Source organism: Spirosoma radiotolerans (assembly GCF_000974425.1).
GTDB lineage: Bacteria > Bacteroidota > Bacteroidia > Cytophagales > Spirosomataceae > Spirosoma > Spirosoma radiotolerans.
Genome location: NZ_CP010429.1, coordinates 3,729,720 through 3,747,000 on the forward strand (window position 1 = coordinate 3,729,720; position 17,281 = coordinate 3,747,000).

Consider the following 17,281-nt stretch of genomic DNA (forward strand, 5'->3'; position numbering starts at 1 on the left):
ATGGTAACCAATAATTCCTACACCCCCGCTCAGGCTTACGAAGTAGAACCGGAGACCAACCTACGAGCCATGCTCATGCGCTACGTGCGCAACTGGCCTTGGTTCGTGCTGTCGCTGGTACTGGCGCTGGGAGCAGCCTACGTTTATCTGCTGTACCAGCCACCGGGGTATAAAGTGAAAGCCAGCCTGCTGATCAAAGACGAAAAGAAAGGCATGGACGGAACCAGCATGCTGAAAGAACTCGACCTGTTTACACCCAGTAAGGTCGTGGAAAATGAAATAGAAATCCTGAAGTCCTATACCCTCATGGATCGGGTCGTGACGAACCTTGGCCTCGATGTCCACTACTACACCCCCACCAGGACGGTAAAGAAAGAGATCTATGGCGACTCCCCTATCCGCCTGTTGGTGGAGAAACCGGTGGCCCAGTTACCCGACGAAGCCCTGGAGTTTACGTTTTTAGACGCCAGAACGGTGATGTTGAACGGGCAGCCCTACCCCGTGAACCAGAGCATCCGGACACCCTACGGCCAGCTCCGTATTTTGACCCGCAAGCCCATTAGCAGTAAGATGGAGCCCCTGGTAGCCACCATCGCCAACCATACCGAAACGGTGGAAGGGTATCTGGGAAACCTGACGGTTGAGCCGACAACCAAACAGGCCACCGTGCTCATGATGACCCTGGATGAAGCTGTCCCCGACAAAGGCGTGGCCATCCTGAACCAGATCATCAACGAATACAACAAGGAGGCCGTTATCGACAAGAACAAAGAAGCGGGCAATACGCTTACCTTCATCGAAAACCGGCTGGGCCTGATTTCCGGGGAGCTTTCGACCGTAGAGAAAGAAGTCGAACTCTATAAATCGACCCAGGGCATTACGGATCTGGGCGCACAGGCACAAACCTTTCTAAGCACCGTAAAAGATAACGATACCCAGTTGAACGAGGTCAACATTCGCCTGAGTGCCCTGGGCGATGTGGAACGGTATTTGCAACACCAGGCCGGACAGAGCGGCCTGGCTCCCGCGACCCTGGGCCTGAGTGATCCTATTCTGACCGGATTGCTGCTGAAAGTATCCGAGCTGGAAGCCAAACGCGATGAAGTGTCGCGCACCATGTCGCCCAACAACCCGCTGGTTCAATCGCTGGATAGCCAGCTGAAAACCCTGAAAGCGAGCATCAACGAAAACGTGCAAACCATTCGGCAGCAACTGACAAGCAACCGGGGCCAATTGCTGGCCAACAACCAGCGTCTGGAAGGCATGATCCGGACGGTGCCGGGTAAAGAACGCGCGCTGCTCAACATTACGCGCCAACAGGCCATCAAAAACGGTCTGTATACCTACCTGCTGCAAAAACGCGAAGAAACGGCCCTTTCGGCAGCCTCCACCATCCCGGACAGCCGCTTAGTGGATGCAGCACGGGCCGGCAGCAAACCCGTAAAACCGGTAAAGATGACCATCTTCGCCATCTTTGGCTTACTGGGTCTGTTAGCGCCGGTCGGATTTTTAACGGCGAAAGATGCCCTGAACAACCGAGTCTTGCACCGGACCGATGTGGAAGACGTAACCCAGGTGCCTATTCTGGGCGAGGTAGTCAAAAGCCGCCAGATCACCATCGACAACATGGTGTTCAAACCCCGGCTGCAATCCGTCATTGGCGAGCAGATCCGTACCCTGCGCACCAACCTACACTTTTTGCGGAGTGACCCAAACACGCCCCAGGTGGTGCTGTTCACCTCCAGCATCAGTGGCGAGGGCAAATCCTTTATGTCCCTTAACCTGGGTGCCAGCCTGGCCTTGGTGAATAACCGAACGGTTATTCTGGAAATGGACATGCGCAAACCTAAACTCCACAAGAGCCTGCATATGGAAAACCACTCGGGACTGAGCAATTACCTGATTGGCGAAGCGACCATCGACGAGCTGCTGCAACCCGTTACCGGCTATGATAACTACTTCATTATTACGGCTGGACCGCTGCCGCCAAACCCGGCGGAGCTGTTGAGCTCGCCCCGCCTGGGTAAGTTATTCGAGGAATTGAAAGAACGCTTTGATTACGTGCTAGTGGACTCCCCACCCATTGGGCTGGTGACGGATTCCCAACTGATTGCCCCTTATGCCGATGCGACCCTGTTTATGGTGCGCCATGACCACACACCTAAGAACTCGATCAAGATGGTGGATGTGCTATTTAAGGAGCAGCGTTTCCAGCGGCTCAGCATCATTCTGAACGGCGTGGGCGAAGGTGAATCCTATTACTACAATTATAACTACGGGGAATATTATGGCGGCAGCGAAAAGAAAAAATGGCTGGGTAACGGAAATGCCTGACTGTAACGCGAATCGCGATCTAGTTCGCCTAACAACCTAAAGAAACCAAATACATTGCTTCCTCTCTCCACGATCAACCCAACTAAAACTAAACTTGTATGCTTAGTCTTGACACACACTACAAGCCCCTGTACGTGTACACTGAGCCTAACACCCGGCGCAGAGTAGACTACCACACTATTGGGAAACGAGGCTTCGATATTTGTTTTTCTCTACTTGTTGCCTTATTCGTTCTCACCTGGTTAATTCCGCTACTAGGTATATTGATCAAACTGGATTCACCAGGCCCTATTCTATACATCCAGAAGCGTACGGGTTATAAGGGGACCTGGTTCGATTGCCTGAAATTCAGAACCATGACGCACAACCCAAAGGCCCAGTTTAAGCAAGCCAAAAAACAAGACAATCGTGTAACGCGCATTGGGCGATTCCTCCGCAAATCAAATCTGGATGAAATGCCCCAATTCATCAACGTCTTACTAGGGCAGATGAGTGTCATAGGACCAAGACCCCACGCGGTGCAGCATGATGCCCAATTCTGGCGCGTATTACCCAAATATGGCAGTCGTTACCGGACAAAACCAGGCATTACCGGACTAGCCCAGGTCCGCGGTTGCCGTGGTGAGACCGATGAACTCATTAAAATGATCCATCGCGTTCGGTTTGATCGATTCTATAATCGTAAGAAATCATTCTGGCTCGACATCAAAATATGCTGGTGGACAGTGACAGCTATGATGAAAGGTGATATTAATGCCCACTAAATGTAAAGCAATATCAGCTATTAATATATAACGGAAATTATATAGATTTCATAATTATACAGTATAAACCAAACAATGAAAACTAAATAACTACCATAAACCTGTGAGCAAAAAACTATTGTTTAAGAATGTAGCTTCGCTTAGCTTAATTCAAATAGCAAATTATATCTTCCCATTAATAACTATACCGATAACATCTAGACTATTTGGTCCAGAAAAGTTCGGTGTAATAAACTATGCCGCTGCTTTTATGGTTTATTTTAATTTACTAATAAATTATGGATTTGATTTAACAGCAACACGCAAGATTTCAAAAGATGCAAATAATATTATACTGAGAAATTATATATTTAGTGAAGTAATGAATGTGAAAATCTTATTGTTTGTTGTGTCACTTATAATATTTTCTGTAAGCCTATATAATGTACAACCATTAAACTTAGAAAAAAAAGTAGCTATTTTTACATTCATTGGATGCATTGGAGTAGTATTTAACCAAAATTGGTTATTCCAATCAATGCAAGAATTACATAAAGTTACGTTGGTAAATTTCGGGGGCAGATTTTTATTTACAATTGCAATAGTTGCCGCAATAAAACAGCAAGAAGACTATATATGGCAACCACTAATAAGTAGTCTAATCACAATTTGTATTTCAGTAATAACTTTTTTTTGGTCGTTAAAAAGATATAAAGTTAAATACATACAAATTTCATTCAAAAATATAATAAATGTATTATGGAGTGAAAAAATTGTTTTTTTTTCGATAATAATTGTTAGTCTTTATACAACTACGAATATTGTCATTTTAGGCTTTTATCAAAATGAAACGCAAGTAGGGTATTATTCAGCTGGCCAAAGATTGATGGATGTCATACGTTCAGTAATAAGCCTACCTCTATCAATGGCACTTTTCCCTTATATCGGAAAAGCTTTTGGAGAAAATAAAAAAAGTGGAATAATTATAGTTCAAAAAGCATTGCCACTTGTAATGTTATGCACCGGATTAATGGGGGTTATAATGGTAAGTATAGGACCAAATATATTAAAAGTCTTTTTCGGTAACAAATACGAACCAGCCGTCCAAGCCTTTCAAGTACTTTCATTTATTCCTATGGTAGTATCCTTAAGTAATCTATTTGGAGTACAAATAATGTTACATTTGAAAATGGATAAATTATTTTTATATACAACAAGCATAGGCGCAACGATAAGTATTATACTAAATGTAATATTAGTCCAAAAATATGGTTTTATTGGAACAGCAATTGCTTGGCTAATTACAGAAATATTAATAACTCTTACAATGTATGTATTATTAAGAATAAATGGAATTAACCCTGTTGATACAAAATTCTTTAGACTTTACTTTATAAAGCAGCAATTAAACCCACTCATAAACACATTAGTTAAAGCAAATAGAATGTAATAAAAAATAGAAAAAAATTAACTTTATTGAAATGGAAGATTCAATTGTAGCTGTTGTTGTGACATATAACCGACTCACTTTGTTGAAGAAATGTATACTGGCATTGCGTAAACAAACAAAAAAAATTAATGACATTGTAGTAATTATTAATGGCAGTGATGATGGAACTAAAGAATGGCTTGAAAATCAAAAAGGCTTAATAATTTTTTACCAAACGAATACTGGTGGATCGGGGGGTTTTAACAGGGGCATAAAGGAGGCATATAAAAAAGGTTTTGATTGGATATGGATTATGGATGATGATGCTTTTCCAGATGAACACTGTCTAGAAAAAATGTTTAGTTGCCACAATCTAATATATAATAAAAATTTTATCCTTACTCCTGTTGTAGTAGAAAATAATGAAATTGATTTTTTACACAGAGGGTATATATCTATAAACAAATTCCAAATTCCTTTACAGACTCCAATTAATGACAAAAAACTACTTAAAGAAAGCATTCATGAAATTACATTTGCTTCATACATTGGCATGTGTATAGGAAGAGAAATAGTAAAAGTTGTTGGATATCCAAATGAAGATTTTTTCATTTTTCACGATGACGTAGAATATTCTATTAGAATACAAAACAACGGCTTCAAAATATATTTAATCAAAGAGGCAGTTATTTTTCACAAAGTAGAACCAATATCTATACAACCAGATGTATACATTAACGAATTGATAGGAATGAGGAAAAATACAGAAGGAAAATTGACTAATAAAAGAGTTAACACTAGCAGGAACGATACAATAACAATGAAAGATGTATTTCTGTGCATGGCTAAAAGAAATATAATTAATATTGCTTTGGTTCACTATAAAATAAATATCAGAATTTCATTGTATATCCTTAAAGATATAATTCGAACAATTTTGGTAATTGCGAAACGAAGCGACAGGAAAAAGTTAATACAATTATATATATCATCGTTTAAACAAGCTTTTACTGGAAAATTTAGTAATAACAAATTAATAGAAATTTACAAAAAGGTTTAAAACAGAAGATTAACTATGAAAGTAAAGTTTAGTGTTGTAAAAAAAACAATTGTAGTTTTTTTATTTGACTTCATAGAATACATTGGGCTAATTATAGGCTATGTACCAAACCATAGCCTAAGGTTATTTTATTATAAAGCCTTTCTAAAAATAAAAATCGGAAAGAATAGTAGTATACACAGATGTTGCCAAATTAGGAGGGGCAAAATAACTATTGGAGATAACGTTATAATAGGTGAAAATGCATTGCTCGACGGTAGAATGGGTTTAATAATTAAAGACAATGTAAATATTTCATCAAACGTATCAATATATACTTTACAACATGACTATAATAGTCCAACCTTTGAGGGTAGTGGGGGAAAAGTTATTATAGAGATGAATTCATGGATAAGCTGTAATTCTGTAATTCTACCCTCTGTAATTGTAAACGAAGGAGCAGTGATTGGAGCAATGTCATTAATAAACAAAGATGTTCCTGCGTATACATTAGTCGGTGGAATACCATTTAAAGTAATTAAAGATCGTAACAAACGAATAGAGTATAAACTTAATTATCATAAATCATTTTTTTAAATATCGAAAAAAAAAAAAAAAAAATAACAAGTGTTTAAAGTAAGTAATGGCTTTTACAACTATGAACAAAAATAAGATAATAATTTATTTTACTTTTTTTTTAACTCTAGTTTCAATAAATTTTTTTCAATGGCGATATTTATCTGAGGCAACAATTAGAGCTGTTAATTTTACTTTTTCTTTAATAGTAGTTATAATATCTATTCCCTTTTTTTATAAGAGAAGCTTTGCATTTAATTTGCCCATACAAATGATATGTGCATCAATACTAATATCTATTCCACTTGCATATATTTCATGGAAACAAGATATATGGTTAAGCGTTAAATCAACAATGCCATACTTAATTTGGTTTTTTTATTTTTTTTTAATACAAAAAAAAATAAAAATAAAAATTATTGAAAAAATAACACTATTTTATGGCGCACTTTATATGATACTATTTTTGTTTCAATTTATAAATTCTGATATAGTATATTTTGGTACAAAAAGTGAGTTTGTAGTAGATCGAGGTATTACAAGAATTATTTTCCCAGGAGCTGGTATATTCTTTTTGAGCTTATTCATATCTCTCTGTAAACTAAGCTATAACAAAAAAAATAAAATTATTTGGTTAACTTTTATTAGTTTAGGAGCAGTAGTAACTGTATTACAAGTCACAAGACAAAGTATCGTATTTTTAATCTTTATTTATATATACCATTTTTTTAGCTCTTCTAGTAACTTAAAAAAGTTGATAATATTAAGTATTTCATTTTGTATAATATATATAGCTGTAAATTCTAATCATTCAATAGTAAGAGGTCTATCTGAAACACAAAAAGAAACTCAACATCAAGGGAGTGAGTATATTAGAGTTCTTTCTGCTAAATACTTTATTTTAGATTTTTCGCCAAATTTATTAAGTAGGATACTTGGGAATGGAATTCCATATGGGGATAAGTCTGTTCTAGGACGAGAAGAATTAAAACTACAAACAGTTGGCTACTACTTGTCAGATATAGGTTTAGTTGGATTATATGCGATGTGCGGAATAATACCAGTGTTAGCATATTTTATTATATTTTATAAGAGCTTCAAGGTTAAAGTACCTAAACCCTTTTATTATTTAAAATATTATATATGGATGGTAATGTTTACATCATTAACTTCTGATTCAGTATATGCGGACAAATTCCTAATTGCAAATATATTTGTTGTATATCTATATCAATATATAAGTGAAAAAAATGCTTTATATTTGTTAAATTTAAAAAAGTACAGAAAGTCAATAAAACTAATTCCAAATGATGGTCAACCTTAATGGATCAATAAAGATTAAATTTTCATTCAACTAAACAAAAGTAATTACATTTAAATTACAATGCTTAAAGAATTAGCTATCATTATTCCTGCATATAAAGAATCATTTTTAAGAGAAACATTATATTCAATTTCAAACCAGACAGTAAAGCTTTTTACTGTTTATATTGGTAACGATGCTAGTCCATACAATTTGGATAAAATTGTTAACGAATTTAGTGGTATCATTGATATTAAGTATAAAGTATTTGAAGTAAATTTTGGTTTAAACGATTTAGTTGCACATTGGAATAGATGCATAGATATGAGTGAGAATGAACCGTGGATTTGGTTTTTTTCTGACGATGATATAATGGAATCAAACTGTGTAGAATTGTTTTACAAAAATAAAAATGATTTTTCCTTTGATAATTTATTTCATTTTAATGTTCAAATTATTGATGAAAATAGCAAAAAAATTTATAATTGCACGAAATATCCTCGTCATATTTCCACTTCTGATTTTTTTAAAATGAGAATGAACAGAGAAATAGAAAGTTTTGTTGTTGAATATATATTTAGACGGCAAGTGTTCATCAAATTAGGTAAGTTTGATTATTTCGATTTAGCCTGGTCAGCTGATGACGCTGCTTGGATAAAACTTTCAAATGTGAGCGGTATAAGGTCAATTGAAGGGGCTAGAGTAAAATGGAGGTTAAGTAAAATAAATATATCTTCATTTCAGGATAATAATGATATTATTATCAGAAAGTTAACGGCAAATATTAAATATTTAAATTGGGTCGAACTCTATTTTACAAGAAATTCTATCAAAGACTATACAACTAAAATTAAAAAATTTAAATGGGTTTTTCGAATAGTATTAAAATCAAAACTAATTGAATTTTCCAAAAAGAAAGAGATTGCTTACTACATTTTAGAATCTCTAAATTACAAAGGAATTAGGCTAAATGTACTCTGTCATATATTAACTCAAATTGTATATGACTACTTTCATAAACAAACAAAAAAAATCTTAGATCAATTGTTTTGAATCTGTAGTAAATTAATGATATGAAAAAAAAAATTTTGATAGTTGTTCCTTATATCCCCTACCCACTAAACTCTGGAGGTAAAATTGCTCAGTATACTTTCATAGAACGAATGAGGTTTTTTTTTGATATTACCATAATCTTTACATATAAAATTGAGGAAATTGATCACGTAAAGACACTATCAGAGAAGTGGAATGATGTTATAATAGAACCATATCTTCTGAAAGAAACTAAATCAAAAAAAATCATTTCAATCCTTTACAATTTCAAGGCAATTATCTTAAGAATATTGGGCATTATCATCTTATATCCCAAAAACAAAACTTATTTAGACCGCTTATTAATTAAAAATTCAACCCTATTTCGATCAAAATACTATTCTCTATCAATTGATTATATAAATCACTTCAAAAATTTAGTAGAAAATAGTGATTTTGATTTCGTCCAGATTGAATTCCATCAGTTAATATCTTTTGTAAAATATATACCAAATCATATTAAAACCATATATGTGGATCACGAATTGCGGTTTATTAGAGAAGAAAGAGAACTCAAGTTACTTAGTTTCAACTCACCATTTTTAAGATATATATATAAAATAAACAAAGAATACGAAATAAATTATCTAAATAAGTACAAATTAGTGTGTGTTCTTTCAGAGAATGATCAACGTATAATTAATAACTACATTTTAGAGGGTAAAATATACAATTCCCCAATAGCTTTATTTTATCAAACTGAAGACACTTTAATTAAAGCTGATAATTTCATTTTTAAAAATGATTTAGTTTTCTTAGGTGGAGAAAACCATTTTCCTAACAATGAAGGGTTAAACTGGTTTCTACAAAATTGTTGGAATAGCTTAAAATCTCAATTTCCAAATTTAAAGCTAAAAATTGTCGGAGAATGGAGTGCACAGACATCTTATAAATTAACCTCGATTTATGTTGATATAGAATTTTTAGGGTTTTTAGATGAAATAAAAACTCAATTAAAAAATTCTGTTTTTATTATTCCAATTCGAATAGGAAGTGGAGTTAGGATAAAAATAATTGATGCAATAAATATTGGAGCGCCCTTCGTTTCTACAACTATAGGTCTAGAAGGCTTAGAATTTAGAAATAGCTTTGATTGCCTCGTTAGCGATCACCCATCAGAATTTTGTAGTCATATAGCTGATATTATTTTAAATCCTTCTTTAGGAATGGAATTAATCAACAACTCCAAAAATACTTTAAGAAATAAATACAATTTTGATGTATTAATACAAAAAAGGATTAGTATGTATAGTGACCAAAATTTTCTACATTTAAAATAATGAAAAATCAAGATAATAAAATTGATCTCTTGGTATTAATAGTATTGTTTAAGAATACTATTAAAGATTCGGAAACGATTACATCAATTTTACGCCAAGAATTAACAAAAGGTTTTTTTTCTTTAAAAGTAATAATTTGGGATAATAGCCCTACACCATTGTCAGATGATGATATGGATATAATGGTTCAAAACAATATTAACTTCTCGTATATTTTTAAAGCTAAGAATGAAAAATTATCTATTGTTTATAATAGTATTATAAAAGATTATAATTTTAATTTCATTCTTTTGCTTGATCAAGATAGCTTGTTTCCCAAGAACTATTTTGATACTCTTTCAAACATTGTGAATTTATTCCCAAATATAAATTTGTTCCTCCCAATAATAAAAAATCGCAATAAAATTGTTAGTCCCGGCACTTTAATGAATTTTAAAGGTAAACATTGGGCTACTGAAAAAATTGGTGTTATAAAATCAAAAAATGTATTATGCATTACTAGTGGTATGTTAATCAAAAAAGATTATTTTATAGTAAATAATCATTACTTTGATGAACGACTAAGTTTTTATGGAATTGATTCATCGTTTATGTTAAAATTTGCACAAAACAATAGATATTTATATGTTTTCTCAACAAACTTCCAACATAATACTGTTTTATGGTCTAACCCACCAGTTGAGATTATGCTAAATAGGTTTAAACAACTTCGTAGCTCATGGCCAATTATATTCGAAAATAGGCCATTAGCACGTATTTTGTCATCATTATATTCGATTTATGTTGCATTTAAACTTGCTTTAAAATATAAAGATATTAGGTTTTTAATATTTTAAGGTATATCGACTTTATCTTTTATATAAAATTTGTATTTTATTATGAAATTAATTCAATATATTGTTAACAAAAAAAATCCTTCGTTTATTTTTGATGAAAATGTAAATAGTGTAACGTTTATTAATTTACTATTTAAGTATTCTTTAGATTTTTTAAGAGGATTCTTGTATTATATATTACATTTCAAAAAACCTAAAATTGTTTTCATTGGAAGAAATGTCAGTTTTTTTAATAGTCAGAATATACAATTAGGTAGTTGGAGTACAATAGGTACGGGCGTATATTTAAGTGGCTTAGGTAAAGGAAAGATTATTATAGGGCGTTCTTCTGGTATTGGTTCATATAGCCAAATTATTATCTCAACCTCTTTTAATAATATTGGAGAACACATTACTATTGGTAATAACGTTGGCATTGGACAATTCTCAAGTTTGGGAGGATCTGGAGGGCTCGAAATCCACGACAATTGCATTATTGGACAATACTTTAGTTGTCATCCCGAAAATCATAATTATAGTAACATTAATTTATTAATAAAAGATCAAGGCACTACTAGATCTAAAATTGTAATTGGTCAAAATTGTTGGATTGGAGCAAAAGTCACTATTTTGGCTGGTGTATATGTTGGAAATAATTGTGTTATAGCTGCAGGGGCAGTTGTTACTAAAAGTATACCAGATAATGCAGTAGTTGCTGGTGTACCTGCTAAAATAATTAAAATAAGGACATAAACATGCGAATTATCTGTATCCATCAAAGTGCCGAGCTGTATGGTTCTGACCGTAGTTTTCTTCAAGTAATTAAATACTTAAAGTTAACAAATAAATTTTCAGAGATTTGTGTAGTAGTTCCATGTCAAGGGCTATTAATTAATGAGCTATTGAAAATTGGAGTCAGTGTTAAAATTATCAAGTTAACTGTAATAAGTAAATCGCAATTAAAAAAGTTTCAATTTACCAAAGTATTCTCTCCTCTTTTTCTTCTTAGAAAGAAATTGACTTTTTTTTCTAAATTTGATATTATTTATGTCAACACTTCTGTCATTCTAGACTTTTATTTGCTATCACCTTTTTTACATGGTAAAAAAATTATACATATACGAGAAATACCAAATTTTTATATAAGTAATATATTGTCTTATCTCTGTAAATTTTCAAATGCAGAAATTATTTTTAACTCATTATCAACTAAAAATGCGTTTGCGTTATTTGACAATACACATGTAATTCATAATGCTTTTGAAGGCTTTAATAAAGTTTTAAATGATAAAATAATTAATGATCATCATTCTTTAAATTTATTACTAATTGGCAGGATTAATAACTGGAAAGGTCAAGACTTCGCTCTTGATGCATTATCAAAACTCAATCAAAATGAAAATGTGGTCCTAAAAATTATTGGAAGCCCTTTTAAAGGTAATGAATATATTCTTGATGAATTAAAGGAAAAAGTAACTAAATTAAATTTACAAGACAAAGTGACATTTATACCTTTTATGGTAGATACATATTTAGAATTCGATTGGGCTGATGTCATCATTATTCCTTCATTAAAACCAGAACCTTTTGGTCGTATTGCAATCGAAGGAATGAGTTTAAAAAAAGCCGTAATTGCTTCGAACCATGGGGGCTTAACTGAAATAATATCTCACAATATTAGTGGTTTCTTATTTACACCCGGGAATGTTACTGAGTTTGTTTCTTATGTAAGGCAATATTATAATGATAGAGAATTGTTAAAAATTCATGGATTTAATGCCTATGATATTTTCACTGAAAAATTCTCTGTTGCTAAAATGCATGAAAGTTTAGATAAAGTATTTACTATAAATTAATTCACCTTTATTATGTATATTGGTATTATTGGTACACGGGGCATTCCTAACTATTATGGTGGGTTCGAGCAATTTGCTGAATATTTAGCAGTTCAGCTTGTTAAGGATGAACATACAGTTTCCGTTTATAACTCGCATGATCACCCCCATCAAAGTCATGAATATAAGGGTGTTTCTATCATCCACTGCTATGATCCAGGAAACTTTATGGGTTTAGCCGGACAGTTTATTTATGACTTTAACTGTATCATTGATGCTCGTTCACGTAATTTTGATCTAATTTTACAATTAGGTTATACAACGAATTCAGTTTGGGGCTGGTTGTTACCATCTAAATCTATTATTGTTACAAACATGGATGGTGTAGAATGGATGCGTAGTAAATACCCTCCATTAATTCAACGCTTTTTGAAGCATGCTGAAAAGTGGGCGGTACAAACAAGTGATTATTTAGTTGCTGATTCTATTGGCATTCAAAAACATCTTAAAGGATTATATGAGAAGCCATCCACCTATATTCCTTATGGTTCATACGTCTTTGAGAATCCAGAGATTAGTTATCTTAATGAATTTCATTTAGAACCATATCAATATAATATGTTGATTGCTCGCCTACAATCTGATAATAGTATTGATGAAATTCTAAAGGGTGTCTCTGAAGCAAATGTGACACGACCTTTTCTAGTTATAGGCAATCATAATACTAGATATGGAAAGTACTTGGTTGATAAATATAGGCATTTTCGTAATATCATGTTTTTGGGTGGTATCTATGATTTAGATAAACTCAATAATCTTCGGTATCATTCTAATTTGTATTTTCATGGGCACCGCGTTGGTGGTACAAATCCATCACTTTTAGAAGCAATGGGATCTAGCGCTTTAATTTGTGCTTATAATAACATATTTAATAAATCAATTCTAGGTGATGACGCGTATTATTTTGAGAATTCTTTAGATGTTACACTTGTTTTAAATAGCTACAAGAAGCAAGATAATATGTCTTTTGTAAATAAAAACTGCAAAAAAATTGCAACGATATATCATTGGCCTTTAATTACAAGCCAATATGAAGAATTGTTTCTTGATGTACATTCTAAAAAGGTTGAAACACTTAGCTTAGCTATTACAGAATAAAAGCATTTTTTAGATATGATATGATAGCCTTTTATGATATTCTCTCATCTTTGACTGCATACTTAAGTAGGCCAATCTTAAATTGCATACCATTTCCAACTAACCTTACGTATCTTTTTATTTCATTTTGCACTCTTAGTAGCGGTTGTTCAGAATTAACTTTGACTACTCTATCGTCTCCAGCTTATATTGCGTTTGATAATGATAATCAAGGATGGCAAATAAGTAGCGGTGCTATTAGCAGCTACAGCGCTACGGGTGGCAATCCTGGTGGTTATATTATTGGAACTGATAACGCGCTTGGGTTCTGGTATTTTATCGCGTCAAAAGAGTTTGTCAGTGAAACTCGAAAAAGTTATGAGCGAAACCTCGGCTTTGATCTTGAGCAATCCGCAACTGATTCGCAAGCTAATGCCGATGATGTCATTTTAACGGATGGCTCAACTATTCTCACGTTTGATACGGCCTACAACCCAAAGACGACCTGGACCCACTATTCGATCAAGCTGGATGAATTCAGTGGGTGGAAAAAAGGGAAGGTTAAGGCAACAAAAGCAGATATGCAGACGGTATTGCAAAATCTGACCGAGTTGAGAATTCGGGGCGAGTTCAGAGCCGGGCCCGATCGCGGCGGTCTGGATAACGTTGCTATTTATTAAGCTTTATGCCATTTACGTCCGTTTAAACAATCGGTGATTGTCCCTGTGACTAGGTCGCACAAGCTCATTTTTTTATTACTCTATTGCAAATAAAAGTATCTTCAAGTTGATAATAACCAAAAATCAACAACTTATGAAGTTACTAGGCTCTAACCCAGAAAAAGTTGTCTTTTATAAATTTGCGGTTGTCGGTGGGTTGCTTTTAGCGCTGGTCATTGGGTGTTATCGGTTTACGCTTACTCCTTTAGACCCACCAGATTTCAACTCATTCGATGATGGTGACCAAGGTTGGCGGGTTAGTGCTGGGGGCGTTGGCAGTTTTAGTGCTACGGGTGGTAACCCCGGTGGCTATGTCGTTGGGGTAGATAACACAGATGGCGTCTGGTACTTCATTGCGCCTACTCCGTTTACAAATGAGGTTAGAAAAGGTTATGGTAAAACCCTCCGTTTCGATCAATTTCAATCGGCCACTGACGCGCAGGGGAATACAGCTGATGTGATCTTAACGAATGGGATGATCACCCTCACCTTTGATACCGCCTATAATCCCAACACAACCTGGACCAGCTACGCTATCAAGCTGGATGAACTGAGCGGGTGGAAAAAAGGATATGAGCGGGCAACGAAAGCCGATATACAGGCGGTGTTAGCGAATTTAACGGAGTTACGAATCCGGGGTGAGTATAGATCCGGGCCAGATCATGGCGGCCTCGATAATGTAGGTATCTTTTAGAGGGGTGTTTCTGCTGTTTGCCAGCTACCAATCACTTCTACTCCCACGCTGTGCCATGTGGACTGTTTATGGGGCGGCACAAAGCCCCAATCGCCCTGAACTGGCTAATCACTTCGTCTACACTGTAGGTATCATCGAGAGGAAGTGAAAACGTTTCTCCGCTCAAAAGTGAATGTGTCCGGTCATACGCATCCCCCATTGATAGTTGAAAAAAGTCCTGAAAAAGCTGGACTGACGTAAACTTACGGTAGCCCACCTGCCAACCATAAAAAAGAACATAATTCATGCATTCTTATGTATTGCTCGGTCAACATACGCGTAAAAGCAGGTTCTGGTTTTCTATTTGGCCACGTTTTCAGCCTCCTCTGACGTGAACGATGCGCTTACTTTCCCATTCAGGAAGGCTATAAGACGTCGGTATTGGCAATGCCAAGTTTATTAATTTGAGGTAAACAAGGACCGGCATATTTTTATTCTCGCCAGATTAAAACCCAGCGAGAATAAAAAAACCATATTTCATTTACGATAAGGCAATGAACCCGCCGTTGCCAGATTTCTATACTGTTTACAGGAAGGTTGGTTCACCTTCAACTACGGAATTTGGCGGGTGAAAAGCAGCCAGACGAGTAAGCTGGCAAAACCTAAATACAGAAGGCCAGCGGCAGTGCATTTGATTTGGCAGTAATTTCCCTGTTTGGTCGTCAGGGCTTCGTGGAAGAAGGTAACCGTCATCACGGCTTGCAGGAGCACAGATGCGATCATAGCCAGGGCAACATTCATACAGTAGCGCTTGTCTCTATAAATACCTATTAATTTGATTACAAAACAACTATACAGGAGATTTACTCACTTAGTTCGCGAATCGTACGATCCGATTAAGCTAATATAGAGGGCAAATAGATACAATGGATGCTTGATGACTAATTTTTACATATATTTTAATCTGAGTATAATTACCAGATCCTGGCGTCGGGCGATGAATCGGATTGACTTACGGGTAGTCTTTCACAGCCTCCCTCACAGCAGTACAATTAGTGCGCCGGCTTAGCGCCGAAGAAACAGCCAAAATTAGGAGGATGGAGCCGCCAACGCTGATTTCTTGCCCCAACCGGTGATGCGATTCGATCAGGTAAGGATTCTGCAGTGGCCGATAGTAGCGCTGGCTTCAAGTTGGTGCACAGGAAGGAGTAAACGGCCACACACAATAGCGATTTGTCTTAACTGGCGGGTAGAGTAATGAGCAGGCTCATGGTCTGCGCCCGTTGATTTAACTGCGTAAGGATACGGGTATGAGTTGTCAGTTTGCGGCATTGTTGCTGCGTACAGCCTGAATCGGGCGTTTCGGCCTGGTCCATATCCTGCACGAGCATTTCCAATTCCTGATGCATTCGCCCCAGCAGTCTTCTTAACTGGCCAGCCGGACATTGACTCTGATTAACAAACTTGGCCGCGCTCAAGTCCTGTCCTGAACTTACCAGTGTGGCATAAGGCCGTAATTGATTGTAGTGATTATAAAAAGTAGATGCGGCCTCCAACCATTTTGTTAACACCACGGTGTACATCGATCGATCTATTGACTGTTTATTGCTTCGGTGGGTATTCCCTTCCATGTAATCCGTTTATTTACTGTTTAGACCCCTCTTTTAGCAAAATGTCATTTTTGGTATCAATAAATTTAACTATTTTCATAATAAGTAATAGTGCTCACTAAAGGTTTACTTAAAATTTAATCGTTATATCTACAGACTTTGTTTTGGGCTATTTGTAGCAAAAATGGAGCCAATTGAAGCGACATGCTCTATTTTAGGATACGTACGAGCATATAGGTACACCAAGAGAAATAAAGAAAATTAGTCGGATTACTCCGCTGTCGGGTGGTTACAGCCTATTTTCATCGGAGTAGCGCCCGATCGACTTCTTCTCTTCTTGTGTCGATCGAGGCTATTTTTTGACAGGGAACCCTCGCTAAACTTATTTTTTGATGTGGTCCGTTACTTATTACCTCGTCCAGGTCTTAAGCCTACATCTATCCCATAAATCGCAAGGCCCGGCTCAAGTAGCTGGGTTTTTGCCTTTATGGAGAGTAGCCTCTCCCCTTCAGGTCGTCCGAATAATTAATGGCTGGCATTGCCACACTTGGTTCGGCCAGCGCGTATGTGTTATAAAATCCATGAGTCTTACTGATTCATCTATTTTGTGGAATAGGCCCAAAACGCTGACTCTAGTAGGGTCAGCGTTTTTTTAATGAAAATTCAGGGGGTGGCTGGGAGTTCTAGGGGTAAAAT

General features: G+C 35.5%; 17 protein-coding genes. 14 read left to right on the forward strand and 3 right to left on the reverse strand.

The features are described from left to right. The 14 genes from SD10_RS15195 to SD10_RS15260 all read left to right on the forward strand — a co-directional run bounded on the left by SD10_RS15195 (position 1) and on the right by SD10_RS15260 (position 14,996). Positions 1-2,334 (forward strand): GumC family protein, encoded by a 2,334-nt coding sequence (locus SD10_RS15195; RefSeq protein ID WP_046574780.1) that lies wholly within the window; start codon positions 1-3, stop codon positions 2,332-2,334. A 98-nt stretch (positions 2,335-2,432) separates the two neighbouring features. Then, positions 2,433-3,098, forward strand: coding sequence for a sugar transferase (locus SD10_RS15200; protein WP_046574782.1), 666 nt, complete (start codon positions 2,433-2,435; stop codon positions 3,096-3,098). Between the two features lie 103 nt (positions 3,099-3,201). Continuing rightward, the gene (locus SD10_RS15205) at positions 3,202-4,527 is read left to right on the forward strand and encodes a flippase (RefSeq protein WP_046574784.1); all 1,326 of its coding nucleotides are present in this window, start codon (positions 3,202-3,204) and stop codon (positions 4,525-4,527) included. A 31-nt stretch (positions 4,528-4,558) separates the two neighbouring features. Further along, on the forward strand, positions 4,559-5,566 hold the full coding sequence (locus SD10_RS28790) for a glycosyltransferase (protein ID WP_052731195.1): 1,008 nt from the start codon (positions 4,559-4,561) through the stop codon (positions 5,564-5,566). A 15-nt stretch (positions 5,567-5,581) separates the two neighbouring features. Further along, positions 5,582-6,142 (forward strand): acyltransferase, encoded by a 561-nt coding sequence (locus SD10_RS15215; protein ID WP_052731196.1) that lies wholly within the window; start codon positions 5,582-5,584, stop codon positions 6,140-6,142. A 61-nt stretch (positions 6,143-6,203) separates the two neighbouring features. Next, the gene (locus SD10_RS15220; protein WP_148562452.1) at positions 6,204-7,445 is read left to right on the forward strand and encodes a hypothetical protein; all 1,242 of its coding nucleotides are present in this window, start codon (positions 6,204-6,206) and stop codon (positions 7,443-7,445) included. A 60-nt stretch (positions 7,446-7,505) separates the two neighbouring features. Continuing rightward, the gene (locus tag SD10_RS15225; protein ID WP_052731197.1) at positions 7,506-8,477 is read left to right on the forward strand and encodes a glycosyltransferase; all 972 of its coding nucleotides are present in this window, start codon (positions 7,506-7,508) and stop codon (positions 8,475-8,477) included. A 20-nt stretch (positions 8,478-8,497) separates the two neighbouring features. After that, positions 8,498-9,796, forward strand: coding sequence for a glycosyltransferase (locus SD10_RS15230; RefSeq protein ID WP_046574787.1), 1,299 nt, complete (start codon positions 8,498-8,500; stop codon positions 9,794-9,796). Beyond that, complete coding sequence (locus SD10_RS15235) at positions 9,796-10,632, forward strand: glycosyltransferase (RefSeq protein ID WP_046574790.1); 837 nt, start codon at positions 9,796-9,798, stop codon at positions 10,630-10,632. The genes SD10_RS15230 and SD10_RS15235 overlap by 1 nt, the downstream gene beginning before the upstream one ends. A 42-nt stretch (positions 10,633-10,674) precedes the next feature. Then, positions 10,675-11,364 (forward strand): acyltransferase, encoded by a 690-nt coding sequence (locus SD10_RS15240; RefSeq protein ID WP_046574791.1) that lies wholly within the window; start codon positions 10,675-10,677, stop codon positions 11,362-11,364. Between the two features lie 2 nt (positions 11,365-11,366). Then, positions 11,367-12,467: a glycosyltransferase family 4 protein gene (locus SD10_RS15245; RefSeq protein WP_052731198.1), complete on the forward strand. Its 1,101-nt coding sequence runs from the start codon at positions 11,367-11,369 to the stop codon at positions 12,465-12,467. A 12-nt stretch (positions 12,468-12,479) separates the two neighbouring features. After that, positions 12,480-13,604: a DUF1972 domain-containing protein gene (locus SD10_RS15250; RefSeq protein ID WP_046574793.1), complete on the forward strand. Its 1,125-nt coding sequence runs from the start codon at positions 12,480-12,482 to the stop codon at positions 13,602-13,604. 161 nt (positions 13,605-13,765) lie between these two features. Next, complete coding sequence (locus SD10_RS15255) at positions 13,766-14,263, forward strand: laminin B domain-containing protein (RefSeq protein WP_046574796.1); 498 nt, start codon at positions 13,766-13,768, stop codon at positions 14,261-14,263. Positions 14,264-14,396: 133 nt separating this feature from the next. After that, complete coding sequence (locus tag SD10_RS15260; RefSeq protein ID WP_082111608.1) at positions 14,397-14,996, forward strand: laminin B domain-containing protein; 600 nt, start codon at positions 14,397-14,399, stop codon at positions 14,994-14,996. 37 nt (positions 14,997-15,033) lie between these two features. On the opposite strand, the gene SD10_RS15265 is transcribed toward SD10_RS15260, so the two are convergent. From SD10_RS15265 to SD10_RS15275, 3 genes are all read right to left on the reverse strand, one after another. Next, positions 15,034-15,282, reverse strand: coding sequence for a hypothetical protein (locus SD10_RS15265; protein ID WP_046574797.1), 249 nt, complete (start codon positions 15,280-15,282; stop codon positions 15,034-15,036). A gap of 305 nt (positions 15,283-15,587) precedes the next feature. After that, positions 15,588-15,776: a hypothetical protein gene (locus SD10_RS15270; RefSeq protein ID WP_046574798.1), complete on the reverse strand. Its 189-nt coding sequence runs from the start codon at positions 15,774-15,776 to the stop codon at positions 15,588-15,590. A gap of 437 nt (positions 15,777-16,213) precedes the next feature. After that, entirely contained in the window at positions 16,214-16,606 is a 393-nt protein-coding gene (locus SD10_RS15275; protein ID WP_148562454.1) for a hypothetical protein, read from the reverse strand. Between the last annotated feature and the right edge of the window lie 675 nt (positions 16,607-17,281).

What these genes read in the sequence shown, in the direction of transcription:
- SD10_RS15195 (WP_046574780.1), top strand. Translation starts at nt 1, where the DNA reads ATGGTAACCAATAATTCCTACACCCCCGCTCAGGCTTACGAAGTAGAA.
- SD10_RS15200 (WP_046574782.1), top strand. Translation starts at nt 2,433, where the DNA reads ATGCTTAGTCTTGACACACACTACAAGCCCCTGTACGTGTACACTGAG.
- SD10_RS28790 (WP_052731195.1), top strand. Translation starts at nt 4,559, where the DNA reads ATGGAAGATTCAATTGTAGCTGTTGTTGTGACATATAACCGACTCACT.
- SD10_RS15215 (WP_052731196.1), top strand. Translation starts at nt 5,582, where the DNA reads ATGAAAGTAAAGTTTAGTGTTGTAAAAAAAACAATTGTAGTTTTTTTA.
- SD10_RS15220 (WP_148562452.1), top strand. Translation starts at nt 6,204, where the DNA reads ATGAACAAAAATAAGATAATAATTTATTTTACTTTTTTTTTAACTCTA.
- SD10_RS15225 (WP_052731197.1), top strand. Translation starts at nt 7,506, where the DNA reads ATGCTTAAAGAATTAGCTATCATTATTCCTGCATATAAAGAATCATTT.
- SD10_RS15230 (WP_046574787.1), top strand. Translation starts at nt 8,498, where the DNA reads ATGAAAAAAAAAATTTTGATAGTTGTTCCTTATATCCCCTACCCACTA.
- SD10_RS15235 (WP_046574790.1), top strand. Translation starts at nt 9,796, where the DNA reads ATGAAAAATCAAGATAATAAAATTGATCTCTTGGTATTAATAGTATTG.
- SD10_RS15240 (WP_046574791.1), top strand. Translation starts at nt 10,675, where the DNA reads ATGAAATTAATTCAATATATTGTTAACAAAAAAAATCCTTCGTTTATT.
- SD10_RS15245 (WP_052731198.1), top strand. Translation starts at nt 11,367, where the DNA reads ATGCGAATTATCTGTATCCATCAAAGTGCCGAGCTGTATGGTTCTGAC.
- SD10_RS15250 (WP_046574793.1), top strand. Translation starts at nt 12,480, where the DNA reads ATGTATATTGGTATTATTGGTACACGGGGCATTCCTAACTATTATGGT.
- SD10_RS15260 (WP_082111608.1), top strand. Translation starts at nt 14,397, where the DNA reads ATGAAGTTACTAGGCTCTAACCCAGAAAAAGTTGTCTTTTATAAATTT.
- SD10_RS15265 (WP_046574797.1), bottom strand. Translation starts at nt 15,282, where the DNA reads ATGAATTATGTTCTTTTTTATGGTTGGCAGGTGGGCTACCGTAAGTTT.
- SD10_RS15270 (WP_046574798.1), bottom strand. Translation starts at nt 15,776, where the DNA reads ATGAATGTTGCCCTGGCTATGATCGCATCTGTGCTCCTGCAAGCCGTG.
- SD10_RS15275 (WP_148562454.1), bottom strand. Translation starts at nt 16,606, where the DNA reads ATGGAAGGGAATACCCACCGAAGCAATAAACAGTCAATAGATCGATCG.